General features: G+C 45.6%; 15 protein-coding genes. 6 read left to right on the forward strand and 9 right to left on the reverse strand.

All coding sequences use genetic code 11. From position 1 onward, the window contains the following. Nucleotides 1-125 precede the first annotated feature (125 nt). Together EXA13_RS12135 and EXA13_RS12140 are read left to right on the forward strand one after the other, a co-directional pair. Complete coding sequence (locus EXA13_RS12135) at nt 126-902, forward strand: class I SAM-dependent methyltransferase (protein ID WP_238133410.1); 777 nt, start codon at nt 126-128, stop codon at nt 900-902. A gap of 105 nt (nt 903-1007) precedes the next feature. After that, nucleotides 1008-1400, forward strand: a complete 393-nt coding sequence (locus EXA13_RS12140) for a hypothetical protein (RefSeq protein WP_238133411.1) — start codon at nt 1008-1010, stop codon at nt 1398-1400. An 11-nt stretch (nt 1401-1411) separates the two neighbouring features. On the opposite strand, the gene EXA13_RS12145 is transcribed toward EXA13_RS12140, so the two are convergent. Together EXA13_RS12145 and uspA are read right to left on the reverse strand one after the other, a co-directional pair. Beyond that, nucleotides 1412-2305, reverse strand: coding sequence for a carboxylate/amino acid/amine transporter (locus tag EXA13_RS12145; protein WP_238095872.1), 894 nt, complete (start codon nt 2303-2305; stop codon nt 1412-1414). 55 nt (nt 2306-2360) lie between these two features. Next, nucleotides 2361-2786 carry a universal stress protein UspA gene (gene uspA / locus EXA13_RS12150; protein ID WP_238095932.1) on the reverse strand — a complete coding sequence of 142 codons (426 nt, stop codon included), beginning with the start codon at nt 2784-2786 and terminating at the stop codon, nt 2361-2363. A gap of 161 nt (nt 2787-2947) precedes the next feature. Between uspA and ftnA the strand changes: the two genes are divergently transcribed. The 3 genes from ftnA (at nt 2948) to EXA13_RS12165 (ending at nt 5164) form a co-directional block, all read left to right on the forward strand. After that, the gene (ftnA, locus tag EXA13_RS12155; RefSeq protein ID WP_238095874.1) at nt 2948-3475 is read left to right on the forward strand and encodes a non-heme ferritin; all 528 of its coding nucleotides are present in this window, start codon (nt 2948-2950) and stop codon (nt 3473-3475) included. 74 nt (nt 3476-3549) lie between these two features. Beyond that, on the forward strand, nt 3550-3873 hold the full coding sequence (gene uspB / locus EXA13_RS12160) for a universal stress protein UspB (RefSeq protein WP_238133412.1): 324 nt from the start codon (nt 3550-3552) through the stop codon (nt 3871-3873). Nucleotides 3874-3976: 103 nt separating this feature from the next. Beyond that, nucleotides 3977-5164, forward strand: coding sequence for an NAD(P)/FAD-dependent oxidoreductase (locus EXA13_RS12165; RefSeq protein WP_238115864.1), 1188 nt, complete (start codon nt 3977-3979; stop codon nt 5162-5164). Nucleotides 5165-5188: 24 nt separating this feature from the next. Here the strand turns inward: EXA13_RS12165 and yjfF are convergent, their stop codons facing one another. The 7 genes from yjfF to EXA13_RS12200 all read right to left on the reverse strand — a co-directional run bounded on the left by yjfF (nt 5189) and on the right by EXA13_RS12200 (nt 13671). Continuing rightward, nucleotides 5189-6190, reverse strand: a complete 1002-nt coding sequence (gene yjfF / locus EXA13_RS12170; RefSeq protein ID WP_238115863.1) for a galactofuranose ABC transporter, permease protein YjfF — start codon at nt 6188-6190, stop codon at nt 5189-5191. Next, the gene (ytfT, locus tag EXA13_RS12175; protein ID WP_238133413.1) at nt 6177-7205 is read right to left on the reverse strand and encodes a galactofuranose ABC transporter, ATP-binding protein YtfT; all 1029 of its coding nucleotides are present in this window, start codon (nt 7203-7205) and stop codon (nt 6177-6179) included. Before ytfT ends, yjfF begins: the two co-directional genes overlap by 14 nt. A gap of 10 nt (nt 7206-7215) precedes the next feature. After that, nucleotides 7216-8721, reverse strand: a complete 1506-nt coding sequence (gene ytfR / locus EXA13_RS12180; RefSeq protein ID WP_238133414.1) for a galactofuranose ABC transporter, ATP-binding protein YtfR — start codon at nt 8719-8721, stop codon at nt 7216-7218. 69 nt (nt 8722-8790) lie between these two features. Next, the gene (gene ytfQ, locus EXA13_RS12185; RefSeq protein ID WP_238115859.1) at nt 8791-9753 is read right to left on the reverse strand and encodes a galactofuranose ABC transporter, galactofuranose-binding protein YtfQ; all 963 of its coding nucleotides are present in this window, start codon (nt 9751-9753) and stop codon (nt 8791-8793) included. 339 nt (nt 9754-10092) lie between these two features. Further along, nucleotides 10093-11079: an L-arabinose ABC transporter permease AraH gene (gene araH, locus EXA13_RS12190; RefSeq protein ID WP_275949255.1), complete on the reverse strand. Its 987-nt coding sequence runs from the start codon at nt 11077-11079 to the stop codon at nt 10093-10095. Between the two features lie 20 nt (nt 11080-11099). Continuing rightward, nucleotides 11100-12614: an L-arabinose ABC transporter ATP-binding protein AraG gene (gene araG / locus EXA13_RS12195; protein WP_238115858.1), complete on the reverse strand. Its 1515-nt coding sequence runs from the start codon at nt 12612-12614 to the stop codon at nt 11100-11102. 58 nt (nt 12615-12672) lie between these two features. Continuing rightward, nucleotides 12673-13671 carry an arabinose ABC transporter substrate-binding protein gene (locus EXA13_RS12200; protein WP_238133415.1) on the reverse strand — a complete coding sequence of 333 codons (999 nt, stop codon included), beginning with the start codon at nt 13669-13671 and terminating at the stop codon, nt 12673-12675. Nucleotides 13672-14029: 358 nt separating this feature from the next. Between EXA13_RS12200 and EXA13_RS12205 the strand changes: the two genes are divergently transcribed. Next, complete coding sequence (locus EXA13_RS12205; RefSeq protein WP_238133416.1) at nt 14030-15724, forward strand: ribulokinase; 1695 nt, start codon at nt 14030-14032, stop codon at nt 15722-15724.

Genomic DNA, 15724 nt, shown 5'->3' on the forward strand with positions numbered 1-15724 from the left:
TTATGCCAATGAAAACCCCGTTCAAGCCATCCACACTCATTTTGGAGTCGAGCAATATATCGCTGTCAGAATGAAAATCCGCTACACTAGCGCTCGTTTTTATATCCCGCTTTGGAGAGCCTCTTTTGCAGCTACAGTTACTATGTGAAGCCCCTGAACGCGCTGAACAATTGGCGTTGATTGCCCAACGTTGGCAATTAACGCACTGTGAAAGCAGTCTGTTTTCTTTAGTCTTGACTGCTGAACGGTTAGAGCTGCGTAAAGTTGACGAACCGAAGCTAGGGGCTATTTATGTCGATTGGGTCAATGGCGCGGTGGCCCATCGACGAAAATTTGGTGGCGGTAAAGGTCAAGCGATAGCAAAGGCCGCTGGGCTAAATAAAGGAAAACTCCCTAGCGTGTTAGATGCAACGGCTGGGTTGGGGCGTGATGCTTTTGTGCTGGCTTCACTGGGGTGTCACGTACAGATGGTGGAGCGACACCCTGTGGTTGCTGCTCTGCTGGATGATGGTTTACAACGAGCCAAACAAGACAGTGAAATTGGCGGATGGGTGAGTGAACGAGTGACCTTGTTGCATGCCTCAAGCCATGATGCACTGCAAAAGTTAGCGGCTGATGAGCGTTTCTGTCAGCCAGACGTGGTGTATCTTGACCCAATGTATCCCCACCCAGAAAATAAGAAAAAAACGGCTTTAGTGAAAAAAGAGATGCGAGTTTTTCAATCGTTAGTTGGTGCGGATAATGATGCTGATGGTTTACTTGCTCCCGCCTTACAGCTTGCCAGTAAACGTGTCGTAGTAAAACGGCCTGATTATGCACCATGGTTAGCAGAGCAAAAACCCAGTATGGCGATTGAAACCAAAAAGAACCGATTTGATGTTTATGTGATTGCTGCAATGTAAGAGCAAAACCCGTAACGGAGAATGGAAATCTCGCTTGCCATTCCCGTGCGATCAAGCTATATCTAACTAAGAATTATTCCTATTGTTATTTATGGTTGCCTTTTTATGGTCAAGCGTTTATGTAAGCTCAACCGTCATGATATCCGCACATCAATGGGTGAGATCCAACAATGGGTGATAGAACCAAAGTATGTCTGTGGTGCTTGTGCTCGTAGTTCGTCAGATAAGAGTCACTTATGTAAACCACAAGCATTAAAAACGCAAAGCCCTCAGCGCCCGACGACGTCGTTATCAGCTACCGCACCGAGGATAGATACGCCGTCATTAATCTTGACGAAAAAAACGCGGAAGAAGCAGAAAAAATACCAGAAAAAGCTGGCGAAGGTTTTAAAAAAGCAACGCAAGCTAATGAAAAAGCAGCAAGCCTTACAAAGGCAGTTTACTGAGCTCAATTTAACCCTGCCGATAGAGGAGCTCAATTTAGCCCAGTTTCACTAATCCTTGGTAGCTTAGGGTTGACGATGTGTTTTATGACGATAATGGTGTTCAACCCGCCGTTTAACCCAGGTTTCATTGAGCCAGAGTGATAACAAGATAATCCCACCTCCCACAGATAAACGCAGCAAATCGACGTCTCGGTTCCAAATGACAATATTGATGATTAACCCAGCCGGAACCAGTGCGTTATTCATAATGGCTAAAGCCCCTGCGTTGACCTGACAAGCCCCTTTATTCCACGCAAAATAGCCCAAACCCGAAGCAATCAAACCAAGGTAGAATAGTATTCCCCATTGTAAGGTACTGTTTGGTAACTGTTGGGGGTTACCCAGCAAGAGAAAAGCGATGCTGGCCACCAGAAATGCACCAAGATAGAAATAGCCAAATAACGCATGTTGAGGGAGTGAGAGGGGTTCTTTTTCCATCACGTACTTATAGCCGACCTGACCAATAGCAAAGCAAAGGTTCGCCCCTTGGACGACCATAAAACCGAGAAAAAAGTGCTCATTAATACCTGAAAACTTAATCCATATTGCGCCGATCACCGCAATGGCTGCCGTGACTAAGTACCAAGGAGAGAAATGCCCTTTGAGGAAGTCGTACAATAAAGTGACATAAATCGGTGTTAATACGGTAAACAGTAAAACTTCGGGAACCGATAGCAGCAAAAAAGATTGGTAATAGAAGCAATACATCAGCCCTAATTGAATACCGCCAATGGCCATGAGTTTGGCCATCAACGCCTTAGGAACTTGCTTAATTTGTAGAAAAGGTAAAAAGACGACGCAAGCAAGAGCGACTCGCATCCAAACCGCAAACCAAGCATCAACCTGACCCGCGAGATAAACGCCGATCAGGCTGAAGGAAAAAGCCCATAATAGAGTAACTGCAGATAAGTAAATCATAATACTGGTCTGTGAATGAAAATTTTCTGCAGTCTAGCGGACTTTTTGCTTATCGTCAGTCGTTGAGTGGTACAACCAACATATCAACAGGTGAGCAGTTAATCAGTTGACGAGTTGATGAAAGAATTTTGCTCCAAAAATCCTGATGGTGCCCACAGACGACAAGGTCGATATTAAACTCATTAATGGTTTCACACAGTTCGTTGCTCAAATCACCGCTTCCCACGAGTGTATGGTGGATGGGGTAATTGGCATAATTGGCGAGTTCTTGTAACTGTTTTTGTGAACTCTCCATTGAATGGTGTTGAGTTTCTGCCAAATTGATATCAATAAGACCGGTATAAAGTTCTGCATAATTCACATCAATGTGGATAAAAGAGATCTCTGCATTGAGTGGTTTGGCGAGAGCCACCGCTTTATCGATCAAAATTTTGCTGTCTTCAGAAAGGTCGACTGCAACTAAAATATGTTGATAACTCATCATGCTATCTCCTTATCGATAACTGATTATAGATTAGCATTTCAATCAGCGCTTTTTTGCCAGCGTGATCTCATATCCATGGTGACTTGCCATGGTCGGATAACAATAGTGAAAGATCGTGATATAGTGAAAGTCGTTATATTAATCACTTGGAGTCACCAATGCTATCACCTGCGATGGTTGATCAATTGAATGATCAAATTAACCTCGAATTTTTTTCATCCAATCTATACTTACAAATGAGTGCTTGGTGTGAAGATAAAGGATTTGAAGGAGCGGCTGAGTTTCTACGTGCTCATGCAGTTGAAGAAATGCAACATATGCAGCGTTTATTTACGTATGTGAGTGAAACAGGTGCCATGCCTCTTATTGGCTCTATCGCAGCTCCTAAACACGATTTTGCAAGCTTAGGAGAAGTGTTTCGTGAAACGTATGAGCATGAGCAGATGATTACCCAACAGATTAATAAATTGGCTCATGTGGCATTCACATCACAAGATTACTCAACCTTTAACTTCCTTCAATGGTATGTCGCAGAACAGCACGAAGAAGAGAAGTTGTTTAAAGGGATTCTAGATAAGCTAGAACTGGTCGGTGAAGATGGAAAAGCGTTGTTCTTTATTGATAAAGATCTAGCGGCATTGGCAAAAGCAGGCTCATCTTCAGTAATGGATGCCCCCGCTGAATAATTTCAGCAAAAAGATGGACTAACACAAACGTCTTTTTCTCTGGGCATACTTACCAAAGATGTAGGGAGGAAAAGATGATCAGTGGAGATACGATTCTTTTAGCACTTATGGTGGTGACGGGAATTAATATTGCTCGATATCTAACCGCACTTCGTTCGCTTATCTACATTATGCGTGAAGCTCACCCTTTGCTTTATCAGCAAGTGGATGGCGGCGGTTTTTTTACCACTCATGGTAATGTCACCAAGCAAGTTCGTCTTTATCATTATCTAAAGAGCAAAGAATATCACCATCATCATGACCCGGTCTTTACTGGGAAGTGTGACCGAGTTCGGGAGCTATTTGTGCTGTGTTGTGCTTTGGTTACATTGACCTCTTTGGTTGCTTTTCTGCTTTGAAAGGCCGATTGGCAAGGTGATCGTTTACCGTTAGAATATTGAGCCTAGTGAGTAAGGATGTGCTGGTCGCACATCCTTTTTTTATTGCAGTTGAGTGTCGGTCATGAATGAAAAAGTAGACGTAGTGGTGATTGGAGCGGGGGCCGCGGGGCTAATGTGCGCAGCGCAAGCCGCTAAGCGTGGGCGTCGAGTGCTGCTGGTTGATCACGCCAAAAAGCCGGGCCGAAAAATTTTAATATCAGGGGGCGGTCGCTGCAATTTCACTAATTACGATGTCTCTGCGGCCAATTATTTATGCCGAAATCCTCATTTTGTAAAGTCAGCTTTATCGCAATACACCAACTGGGATTTTATATCCCTGGTCAGTAAATATGGTATTGAGTTTGAAGAGCGTGAACATGGGCAACTGTTCTGCCTCGATTCTGCCAAAGAGATCGTTCACTTGCTACTGGCCGAGTGCAACCACTCCAATTTGACTCAGCGCTATCAGGTAGAGATTCAAAAGATAGCAAAAACCGAGTCGGGTTTTTTCCTCAACACCTCGCAAGGCGATATTGAGTGTCAATCGCTGGTTGTCGCAACGGGGGGGCTTTCAATGCCAAAACTTGGGGCGACCCCTTTTGGCTATAAAATTGCAGAACAATTTTCATTACCGATATTACCAACCTGTGCCGGGTTGGTGCCTTTTACTTTACATGTCGCAGATAAAGAAGCTTTAGCTGAACTTTCCGGTATAGCGGTATCGGTTGAGATTCAGGCTCAATGTGGTAAAAGTTTTAAAGAAGCGCTGTTATTTACTCATCGCGGTTTATCTGGGCCTGCGGTGTTGCAAATCTCGTCTTATTGGCAACCCGGCCAAGCGATTCGGATCAATTTATTGCCTAATCTTGATGTCGAAGCATGGCTGACAACAGCACGAGAAGAGCACCCTAATCAAACTCTGAAAACCACTTTAGCTCGGGTATTACCGAAGCGGTTAGTGGAGGTGTTACTAGAGCGCCAGCTCTTTGTCGATAAACCGCTTAAACAGTTTTCAACTAAAGCGCTGTTGAGTGTGGGAGAGGCGCTTGAGCAATGGACTCTTGTACCGAATGGCACAGAAGGCTATCGTACCGCAGAAGTGACACTCGGAGGTGTAGATACGGATGTTCTGTCATCGAAAACCATGGAATGCAAAACTGTCCCTGGGTTATTTTTTATCGGCGAAGTGATGGATGTTACAGGCTGGCTCGGTGGCTATAACTTCCAATGGGCATGGTCGAGTGGTTTTGTGGCCGGGCAGTGGGTATAACTTCTCAGTTATACCCAGCTGGGGTTAATCATGAATGGGATGCGGGCTGATTCGAGAGGTATTCACCTCTTTGCGTCGCTCGCTCATGATGATAAGCAGGCGTTGTAAGGCGATAAAGCTGAACAGCAGAATGCCAACAATAATTTTGGTCCACCAAGAGCTTAATGTGCCATCAAAAGTAATGTAAGTTTGAATCAGCCCTTGGATCAGTACTCCAAATAATGAACCAAAAACGGTACCCACACCTCCTGAAAGCAGCGTGCCACCAATGACGACGGCGGCAATTGCATCCAACTCAACACCAACCGCAGCCAGCGGATAGCCCGCCGAAGTATAAATCGAGAAGACAATGCCGGCACAGGTAGCAAGAAAGGTCGATAACATGTAGATCCCAATGGTGGTTCGTTTGACTGGAATGCCCATCAGTGCCGCAGATGAAGCATTGCCACCAATGGCGTAAACGTTATTACCAAACCGAGTGCGATGTGCCAGTAGCATACCAAGGACGACAATAACCAACATGATGACAGCGATTAAACTGAGCCGACCACCCCCAACGATGTGCCAAGTACTGCGTGATAGCTCACGGTAAATTGGGTGTTCAATCGGAATGGATTGCTCAGAGATAAGGAAGCTGACACCCCGCAAGAAAAACATGCCTGCGAGAGTGACAATAAAGGCGGGAATTTTTAATGTATCGATTATCCAGCCCATTAAGCCGCCAAACAGAGCCCCCATCACTAATGCAATCGCCATTGCAAAGTAAGGTGAAATTCCCCAGTGACCAATAAGTGTTGCCAGTAAAACACCGGTAAATGCCACTACGGATCCTACTGATAAATCGATCCCTCCCGAGAGAATAACAAAGGTCATGCCGACGGCTAAAATACCGAGAAAGGCATTATCTGTCAGAATATTACAAATCACGCGGGTACTGAGAAAGGCGGGAAATTCCACCATACAGTAAGCATAGCCAAGTAAAAAAACGCAGATGGTAATCAATAGAGGAAAATTACGCTTTAGCATGGTTGAGCCTCCTCTTCAGTAGCTGAATAACCGCAGGGGACTGCAAAATAAGAACAGTCAGTACGACGACAGATTTAACGATATGATTCCATTGAGGCTGATAGCCAGAGAGCAGAATACCGGTGTTGATGCTTTGAATAATAAAGGCCCCAACCAGAGCTAATAGTAGGTTAAATCGGCCGCCCATCAGAGAGGTTCCGCCAATCACAACGGCAAGAATCGCATCCATTTCTAGCCACAACCCCGCGTTATTCGCATCCGCACCTCTAATATCAGCCGCAATAATAATGCCTGCGATGGCGGCCATTAAACCACTGAGAATATAGACGGACATGACTATTAGAGGGGTATGAATCCCAGCATTTTTAGCCGCTTTGATATTAATACCAACCGATTCAATAAATAGCCCCAAGGCCGTTTTTTTGGTGAGAGCCCAAACCGCAAACATCGAAACAGCAAGCAGTATAATGGGCGTTGGTAGATAAAAGAGTGAGCCACTGCCAAACCAAGCCAGCGTATCATTGGTAAAGGTGATGATCTGCCCTTCGGTAATTAACTGTGCAATGCCTCGCCCTGCAACCATAAGGATTAGGGTGGCAACAATCGGCTGAATTTTACATATCGCTACCAGAAAACCATTCCATAATCCGCACAGAACCCCAGAGAGTAAAGCACAAAGTAGAATCGTTGTAGGAGCATAACCTTGTTGTGCCATGCTAGCCATAACCGCACCACTGATGGCCATCACGGCTCCAACGGATAAATCAATACCGCCTGTTGCGATAACCAGTGTCATCCCAATCGTCAGTATGGCTACGGGAGCACCTCGGTTAAAGATATCAATGACACTTCCGAACAAACGACCATCTTGGATATGAATGGAAAAAAAGTGATCACCAATGAGAGCATTGATCACAAATAAAAGCAGCAGTGCAGAAAATTGAGGGGTTCCTTTCGGTAGTGACCACTTACTGATTATCGAATGATTGGATGTCGAGGGATTGAGTAGATTCATGACAGCGTCCTTAATTTGCAATTGCTTGCATAATGGCGGGAACCGAGAGTTGCTCTGTGGGGATCTCTGCCACCTGTTTACGGTCACGTAAGACAATCACGCGATCCGCGTAACCCACCAGTTCTTCTAGTTCGGAAGAGATCACCAGCAAAGCCAGTCCGTTTGCACACAAGCTTTCAATCAAACGAATGATTTCAGCATGAGCCCCTACATCGATCCCCCGGGTCGGTTCATCAAGAATCAGAAACTTGGGTTTGGTGAGGAGCCAGCGAGCCAGTAATACTTTTTGCTGATTCCCTCCAGAAAGAAATTCGATCGGTTGTTCAATGGTTGGCGTTTTGATGTCCAGTTGCTGGACAAAGCGGAGCGATATCGCTTCTTGTTCTTTTCGGGGGATCGGCTTAAACCAGCCTCGTTGTGCTTGCAGAGCCAGAATGATATTTTCCCGTACCGAAGCTGCCCCTATGATACCGTCGGTTTTTCGATCCTCAGGGCAGTAACCAAACCCCAGACGTGAAGCTTGTCGGGCAGAATGAACCTGAACTGGGCGACCTTTGAGCAGGCATTGGCCTGAGTCACTTGGTTCAATACCAAAAATGACTTGCGCCGTTTCCGTCCGGCCTGAGCCCAATAACCCTGCTAGCCCAACGATTTCTCCGGCATGTACTTTAAGGTTAAAAGGCGTAAGGGTTCCTTTTTTACCATAGTCGGAAAACTGAACAACAGGCTCATCACTCCGTTTGGTTTTTCCAGCACGGTGCAAGGCGGTCTCATCTAAATCGCGGCCTAGCATCATTTTAACTAATTCTATTTTAGGCAGCGTTTGGGTGACTCGGGTGCCGACTAATTTTCCATTACGTAATACGGTAATTCGATCACTCACTTCATAAACTTGGTCGAGAAAGTGAGTGATGAAGATCAAACTCACTCCCTGTTTTTTTAAGTCGAGCATGATGTTAAATAACATCTTCACTTCATTACCATCTAAGCTGGCTGTAGGCTCATCAAGGATCAATATCTTGGCCGACATGGAGATGGCGCGAGCAATCGCAATAATTTGTTGAATGGCTACCGAGAAGTTGTTGAGCGGCTCAGTGACATCAATATTGAGGCCATAACTGGCTACAATTTTTTGTGCTTGTTGTGCCATGGTTCGGCGGTCGACCAAACCCCATTTACGCGGTTCATTACCGATAAAAAGGTTATCCATGACAGACATATTGGGCAGTAGATTGACCTCCTGATAGACTGTCCCAATCCCCAGTTTTTGAGCGTGAGCTGTACTTTGTGGTGAAATTAACTGGCCTTCTAAATAGATGCTTCCTTCATCGCGCTGATATACTCCGGTGAGGGTTTTTACGAGTGTGGATTTTCCTGCGCCATTTTCCCCGAGCAGTGCCATGATCTCACCTTTGTTTAGGCTAAAATCGACATCTTGTAGAGCTTTCACGCCAGGAAAAAATTTACTGATCCCTTTGGCATCGAGCACAACGTGCTGTTCATTGGCTAAAGACATAATCGCTCCTGATAATGCCCTTCCAAGCCGCCGCTAATGAGGCGTCGAGAAAGGGCAAGAAATAATGGATTAATAACCGAGGTCTTTTTTCATTTCTAACTGCGCTTGAGCATCATCAGGTTGGAATAATTTTGATTCAGTCACGATCTTTTTCGGTGGCGTGGTTCCACTGTTTTTCATCGCAATTAAAGCATCAAAAGCAGGGCCTGCCATATTTGGAGTAAGCTCAACCGTCGCATTCGCTTCTCCATTTATCATGGCTTTAAATATATCGGGTACCGCATCAATAGAGACAATTAAAATATCACTTCCTGGTTTTAATCCAGCCTCTTTAATGGCTTGAATGGCACCAATTGCCATGTCATCATTGTGGGCAAAGACGGCACAAATATTCTTACCGCTATTTTCAGCTTTAATAAAACTTTCCATGACTTCTTTACCTTTACTCCGAGTAAAGTCGCCGGATTGAGTTCGAACAATTTGTACATTATCGGCTTGGCTAATGGCATCACTAAAGCCTTGTTTGCGATCGATAGCCACACTTGCTCCAACCGTACCTTGCAGCTCAACGACGTTACAGTGTTTACCCTGAACTTTATCGATTAACCAGTTACCGGCCACCGCCCCTTCTAAGACGTTATCTGCGGTAATGGCCGTGGTATAGAGGGAGTCGTCATCCACGGTGATCCCTCGGTCAAGTAAGAAGACTGGTATGCCATAGTCTTTTGCTTCTTCCAGCACGGGGCCCCAACCGGTTTGTACTACGGGGGCTATAAAGATTGCATCAACCCCTTGTGCGATGAAAGACCGAACCGCTTTAATTTGGTTCTCTTGTTTCTGTTGAGCATCTGAAATTTTCAGAGTAATTCCGCGTTTTTCCGCTTCCACTTTGGAGACGGCCGTTTCTGCTGCTCGCCAACCTGATTCAGAACCAATTTGTGAAAAACCAACAGTGAGTGTTTTTGCCATCAGTGGGCCAGACATTAAAATGGCAGCACTGACTGCTGTTGCTAAGGAGAGTTTTTTTAACATGATGTATTCCCTATCTTGTTTGCCTTATTTTGTTTCACTCTCAGTTTAAAAGTATGGTTATAAAACCTGTTGGCGAACGGTATTAATTTTACGCCACAGGAGGGGGTGAGAGTGGATAAATAATAGGGTGGACAAAATTTGCTCGGGTAGAGGTTAATCACATAAAATTTTATGTAGCAATAATGTCCATTTTAATAGCATTTAATTAAATATTAATTAACGTTTTGAATGAATGTGGAGAGAAGAATGAATTACCCACAATAAAATGGGTAATTCATTTTAAATAACTTCGCTTATTGATAAATAATAAAAAGAAGCGGAGTAAAGAGTAAAAATTAATTATTGGTTTTTCTGTTTATAACGGTCAAAGATAACGGCGGCGAGTAAGATAGCACCTCGAACTACGTATTGAGCAAATGGCGACATGTTCAATAGGTTCATGGCATTTTCCACCGTGCCTAAAATTAACACCCCAGCGATAACATAAGAGACTTTACCAATTCCACCTTTCAGCGATACTCCACCCAGTACACAAGCAGAAATCACGACTAACTCAAAACCGACGGAGGTCATGGGTTGGCCACTGGTCATTCGTGCAGCAAGAATGACACCGGCTAGGGCGGAGATAAAGCCTGAGATAGTGAAGATCAGCATTTTGGTTTTAACGACGTTGACCCCAGCTAGACGTGCGGCTTCTTCGTTTCCACCAATGGCCAGTGTGTTACGTCCATAAACGGTACGGTTGAGTAAAAACGCAAACACAGCGAAGGTGATGATGGTTAACCAAATCGGGGTTGGAACACCGAGTAAAGAGGAGTTACCTAGAGCGAAGAAGCTCTCTTCGGTAATTCCCACCGCTTTACCATCAGAAATGATATAGCCTAACCCTCGGGCAATTTGCATGGTTGCTAAGGTGGTAATCAAGGCGTTAATTTGTAGTTTAGCAATCACGAACCCGTTGAGTAGCCCAAAGACAACACCAGAGAGTAACCCCGCCCCAATGCCAAGGACGACGCTGCTGGTTGCGTTAATGGCAACCGCAGTAACGACTCCGGAGCAGGCGATAACGGAGGCGACCGAAAGGTCAAGATCGCCACATGCGAGGCAGAACAGCATGGCGCATGCCACCATACCACTCATGGAAATGGCTAACCCTAACCCTTTCATATTGATGAAGGTGGCAAAGTAGGGGACAAAAAGACTACAGAGTAAGAACAGCCCAGCAAAGACCATCAGCATGCCAAATCGGTCCCAAATTTTGGCAAGATTAAATCCACTCGGTTTCTGTTCGGAATTCACCATTTTAGTTGAACTGGATAGAGACATAATGTTATTCCTTTAAGTATTTAAGCCGCCGCTTTATCTTTGCCTAACATGGCCAAACGAAGGGCTGTTTGCTCTTTAAATTCATCACGTTGTAATTCACCTGATATCGCGCCATCTTTCATAACCAGAAGGCGATCAGAAATTCCCAACACTTCGGGTAAATCGCTGGAAACGACTAGGACAGTGACGCCATTTTCTGCCAGCTTAAAAATCAGTTCATAAATTTCAGACTTTGCACCCACGTCAATGCCACGGGTGGGCTCATCTAACAAAATCACACTCATATCGGTCGATAACCAACGACCAAGAATGACTTTTTGTTGGTTTCCTCCAGAAAGCTTGCCAATGGGTTGGGCGAGTGAAGCCGATTTAACGTTCAGGGCTTGGTGTTGATATTGGGCATTTTTCGCTTCCCAACTAAAATCAATCAAACTGCCGAGTTTGAGGTGCCAAGGACGGGCACTGATATTGGTATTTTCAGCAACCGACAAAATGGGGACAATACCATCGCTTTTACGATCTTCCGGACAAAGGGTGATGCCCGCTCTGATGGCATCACTGGGTTTGCGCACATGAATTCGAACATCGTGTAGATACAGTTCACCGGCGGTCGGTTTTTCTGCACCAAAAATCAGTCGAGTCAATTCGGTACGCCCGGCTCCGACCAGACCAAACAAACCGAGAATTTCTCCTTGGCGAATATCGAGTGAAACCGGGGCTGAAAGGCCTGGGCCTTGAAAGTTTTCTATCCGTAAGCCACTTTTCCCCAGCTCTCGTGGGCGGTAGTTATAGATATCGTTAATTTCACGGCCAACCATTAATTCGACTAATCGTTCATGGGTGAGTTGTGAGAGGTCGTCAAAGGTTTGTACATGAGTACCATCTTTAAAGATGGTGATGGCGTCGCACAGTTCGAAGATCTCTTCCATACGGTGTGAGACGTAAAGAATAATTTTACCGTCATCACGCAGTTCTCGGATGACTTTGAATAAGTTTTTAATTTCCCGTTGCGAGAGGCTACTGGTTGGTTCATCGAAGGCAATGATTTGTGCATTACGGCTCAGTGCTTTCGCAATTTCCACCATTTGCCATTGGCCAATAGAAAACTCTTTGAGTGGACGTGAGGGGTCAAAATCCTCTCCTAAGCGTAATAATTGTTCTTTGGCTCGGTGATTTAAGGTCTCTGTATCCACTCGGCCATTTTTGGTCGGTAGCTGGCCTAGATAAATGTTTTCCGCCACGCTTAATTCAGGAACCAAGTTGAGTTCTTGGTAAATAATGGCGATGCCTTGTTCCAGCGCTTCATTGGTTGAAGAAAACACGACATTCTCACCATTAATCACCATTCGCCCATCCGTGGGTTGGTATAGCCCGCTTAAGGTTTTGAGCAAGGTGGATTTGCCTGCCCCATTTTCACCCATTAAGGCATGGATGCTGCCAGCATTGGCGCGAAAGCTGATATTGTCGAGCGCTTTCACCCCCGGAAAGTGCTTAGAAATGTTGTGAAATTCAAGGTAAGAGGAGGTCATCGACATAACATTGTCTCCGTGTCATTGAGTGGGTGACGGTCAAGTGCCGCCACCCTAAGTAGACTTACAGTCCTTTTTTCTCTAGTTCTTGTTTGAAGTTGTCACGAGTGATGAGTACCACATCGGTGACTTCAACAAATTTACTGGGTTCAACGTCATCATTTATCCAGTGATAGAGAGAAGCGATACTCTTATAACCATGAATATCAGGGCTTGGTAGTAAAGAGCCATAGAAGCCAGTGGCCTGGGATTTCGCCAGTTCGTTGACCGCATCAACCCCATTGATACCAATGCCGATGATGTTTTGAGCTGTAAAGCCTTGTCCTTCAGTCGCTCGAACGCCACCTAATACTGTATTGTCATTCATGCCAACAATGAGCCACTGCTTCACCATCGGATATTGAACTAACAATGAGTTAGCTGCATCCAATGCGCCGGGAATATCATTGGTTTTAGTTGGAACACGGTAGATTTGACCTGCAGGGAAGCCTGCCGCTTTTAGCGCAGAGATTGAACCATCAACACGGCGACGCGCTGTATCTAGTTCATCGGCAGTAATCGCCATGACACCCGTGGTGGTGACATCCCAGCCCCGTTTTTGCATTTCTTTGTACAACTCTTGGCCTTGGCGTTCGCCAATGGCGGTTGCCGCCATCATCACTAAAGGCACATCCGTCATGGGCTCGCCTTTCGCATTGAGGAATTGGTCATCCACAGTCACGACTTTCAGATCGTAGCTTTTGGCTTTTGCCATAATGGCAGGCCCCAATTTAGGGTCAGGAGTACAGATGACAAAACCTTTAGCTCCTTGAGCGGCTAAAGTATCAATCGCATTGAGTGTTTTTTCGCCATCAGGTACGGCCATTTTAACCAAGTCAAAGCCCAGATCTTTTGCCGCCTTTTCGGCGAATGACCATTCTGTTTGGAACCAAGGCTCTTCGGGTTGCTTAACCAGATAGCCCAGTCTCATATCATCGTTTGAACCAAAAAAAGCGTTAGCAGAAGCACTTAATAAAGTGAGTCCAGATAAGACCGCAGTAGAGAGTAAGGTTTTTAGTTTCATTGTTATTCCATCCGCTGGTAGGGGTTTGTTTCGCTATCCATCTTTGTGTATCTCGATATAACTTGGAGTGACCAAAATCACACCAAAAAAATGTAGCGGTTTTGTCCATTTATTTGGCGAAACTGAACATGATGGTGATCTCAGTTATTCATGTTTTAACGGTTAATAGTGAAAGTAAGCATGAGTTTCACGCTTGAAAAATGGATTTAGTGAGGTTTTGAGTTTTGAAGCATTTATCTGACCATGAGCACGAAATGAATAGAGTGGCGTTTTTGTCCATATTTCTAGCAGGGTGGGTCATGGTTGAACGTCGGAGTGAGGGGTATAACAAAATAAAACTCACCGATATGGAGTTGTTATGGATCATTTCGCTACTCAACCTGCACATGTTATTGGTCTGGATTTTGGTTCAGACTCGGTGCGAGCTTTACTGGTGAACGCAATCAGCGGTGAAGAAGTCGCTTCTGGTGTCACTTATTATCCTCGTTGGATGCAAGGGCTGTATAACCAGCCGGAGCAATCCCAGTTTCGTCATCACCCCAAAGATTATATTGAAGCCATGACTCAGGCGGTACGTGAGGCTCTGGCGGACGTGCCTGATGATATCGCGCAGTCTGTCGTGGGCATTGGCGTTGATACGACCGGTTCTACTCCAGCACCTATTGATGCTGAGGGCAATGTATTAGCCCTGTTGCCCGAGTTTGAACACAACCCGCATGCTATGTTTATTTTATGGAAAGACCACACCTCAGTCTCAAAAGCAGAACGAATTAATGAGCTCGCCCATAGCGGTGAATTTACAGATTACACCAAGTTTATTGGGGGTATTTACTCTTCTGAGTGGTTCTGGGCGAAAGCGGCTTGGGTGAGTGAGCAAGATGAAGCCATCGCGAACCATGCTTACAGTTGGGTCGAACTGTGTGACTGGATTCCAGCGCTGTTAAGTGGCAATCAGCATCCCAAAACGCTGCGCCGTGGTATTTGTGCCGCAGGCCATAAAGCGATGTGGCATGAAAGCTGGGGTGGATTGCCTGATCAAGCGTTTCTTTCTGCAATTTCCCCGACTCTGGATGGGATTCGTGAGCGAATGTTTGATGAGGTGTATACCGCTGAGCAACGAGCGGGCAACTTATCTGCTGAGTGGGCGCAGAAATTAGGTTTGCCAGCAGGCATTGCTGTCGCCGTTGGAGAATTTGATTGTCATATGGGCGCAGTTGGCGCTGGCGCTGGGGCTCATGACTTAGTCAAAGTGATCGGTACTTCAACATGCGACATTTTGATGGTGGATGCAGAAAAAGTGGGGGATCGCACCATTCATGGCATTTGCGGTCAGGTGAAGGGCAGTGCATTGCCTAACCTTATGGCGCTGGAAGCGGGGCAGTCGGCTTTTGGTGATATTTATGCTTGGTTTAAACGTGTCTTGCTTTGGCCTCTGGAAAGCTTAGCCAAAGATTTGCCAGAAGCGGAGAAAGCTCGACAAGCATTGGATAAAGCCTTGATTCCGCTATTGACTCAAGCTGCTGAAGGGTACGACTTTAACGCTCATTCACCTTTAGCGATGGATTGGCATAACGGTCGACGTACGCCTTATGCCAACCAGCGCCTCAAAGGTGCTTTGACGGATCTCAATTTAGGTTCGACGGCTCCAGCCTTGTTTGCGGCTTTAGTGGAGTCGACGGCTCATGGTGCAAAAGCGATTGTTGATTGCTTTGTTGACCAAGGTATGGATGTGGAGCGAGTCATTGCGATTGGCGGCATTTCCCAAAAATCCTCCTATGTGATGCAGATGTGTGCCGATGTGATTGGGCGTGATATTGCCGTCGTTCATTCTGAGCAGTGTTGTGCATTGGGCGCGGCTATTTTTGCCGCCGTGGCGGCGGGTATCTATGACGATACACAGCAAGCCCAACAAGCCATGGCAAGCCCTATTCGTGAAGTGTATCAGCCAAATGATGCGGTGAAATCCATGCGTGCGAGTCGTTATCTCGGCTACCGTGAACTTGGCCAACATTTAGAACAAATGGCCGAATTCCATCAATCTCAGGAGCAATAA

It is taken from the genome of Vibrio cincinnatiensis, assembly GCF_022113815.1.
Lineage (GTDB): Bacteria > Pseudomonadota > Gammaproteobacteria > Enterobacterales > Vibrionaceae > Vibrio > Vibrio cincinnatiensis_A.

Excerpts from the sequence above, each read along its gene's own strand:
- EXA13_RS12140 (WP_238133411.1), top strand. The coding sequence starts at position 1,008 with ATGGTCAAGCGTTTATGTAAGCTCAACCGTCATGATATCCGCACATCA.
- EXA13_RS12145 (WP_238095872.1), bottom strand. The coding sequence starts at position 2,305 with ATGATTTACTTATCTGCAGTTACTCTATTATGGGCTTTTTCCTTCAGC.
- uspA (WP_238095932.1), bottom strand. The coding sequence starts at position 2,786 with ATGAGTTATCAACATATTTTAGTTGCAGTCGACCTTTCTGAAGACAGC.
- ftnA (WP_238095874.1), top strand. The coding sequence starts at position 2,948 with ATGCTATCACCTGCGATGGTTGATCAATTGAATGATCAAATTAACCTC.
- uspB (WP_238133412.1), top strand. The coding sequence starts at position 3,550 with ATGATCAGTGGAGATACGATTCTTTTAGCACTTATGGTGGTGACGGGA.
- EXA13_RS12165 (WP_238115864.1), top strand. The coding sequence starts at position 3,977 with ATGAATGAAAAAGTAGACGTAGTGGTGATTGGAGCGGGGGCCGCGGGG.
- yjfF (WP_238115863.1), bottom strand. The coding sequence starts at position 6,190 with ATGCTAAAGCGTAATTTTCCTCTATTGATTACCATCTGCGTTTTTTTA.
- ytfT (WP_238133413.1), bottom strand. The coding sequence starts at position 7,205 with ATGAATCTACTCAATCCCTCGACATCCAATCATTCGATAATCAGTAAG.
- ytfR (WP_238133414.1), bottom strand. The coding sequence starts at position 8,721 with ATGTCTTTAGCCAATGAACAGCACGTTGTGCTCGATGCCAAAGGGATC.
- ytfQ (WP_238115859.1), bottom strand. The coding sequence starts at position 9,753 with ATGTTAAAAAAACTCTCCTTAGCAACAGCAGTCAGTGCTGCCATTTTA.
- araH (WP_275949255.1), bottom strand. The coding sequence starts at position 11,079 with ATGTCTCTATCCAGTTCAACTAAAATGGTGAATTCCGAACAGAAACCG.
- araG (WP_238115858.1), bottom strand. The coding sequence starts at position 12,614 with ATGTCGATGACCTCCTCTTACCTTGAATTTCACAACATTTCTAAGCAC.
- EXA13_RS12200 (WP_238133415.1), bottom strand. The coding sequence starts at position 13,671 with ATGAAACTAAAAACCTTACTCTCTACTGCGGTCTTATCTGGACTCACT.
- EXA13_RS12205 (WP_238133416.1), top strand. The coding sequence starts at position 14,030 with ATGGATCATTTCGCTACTCAACCTGCACATGTTATTGGTCTGGATTTT.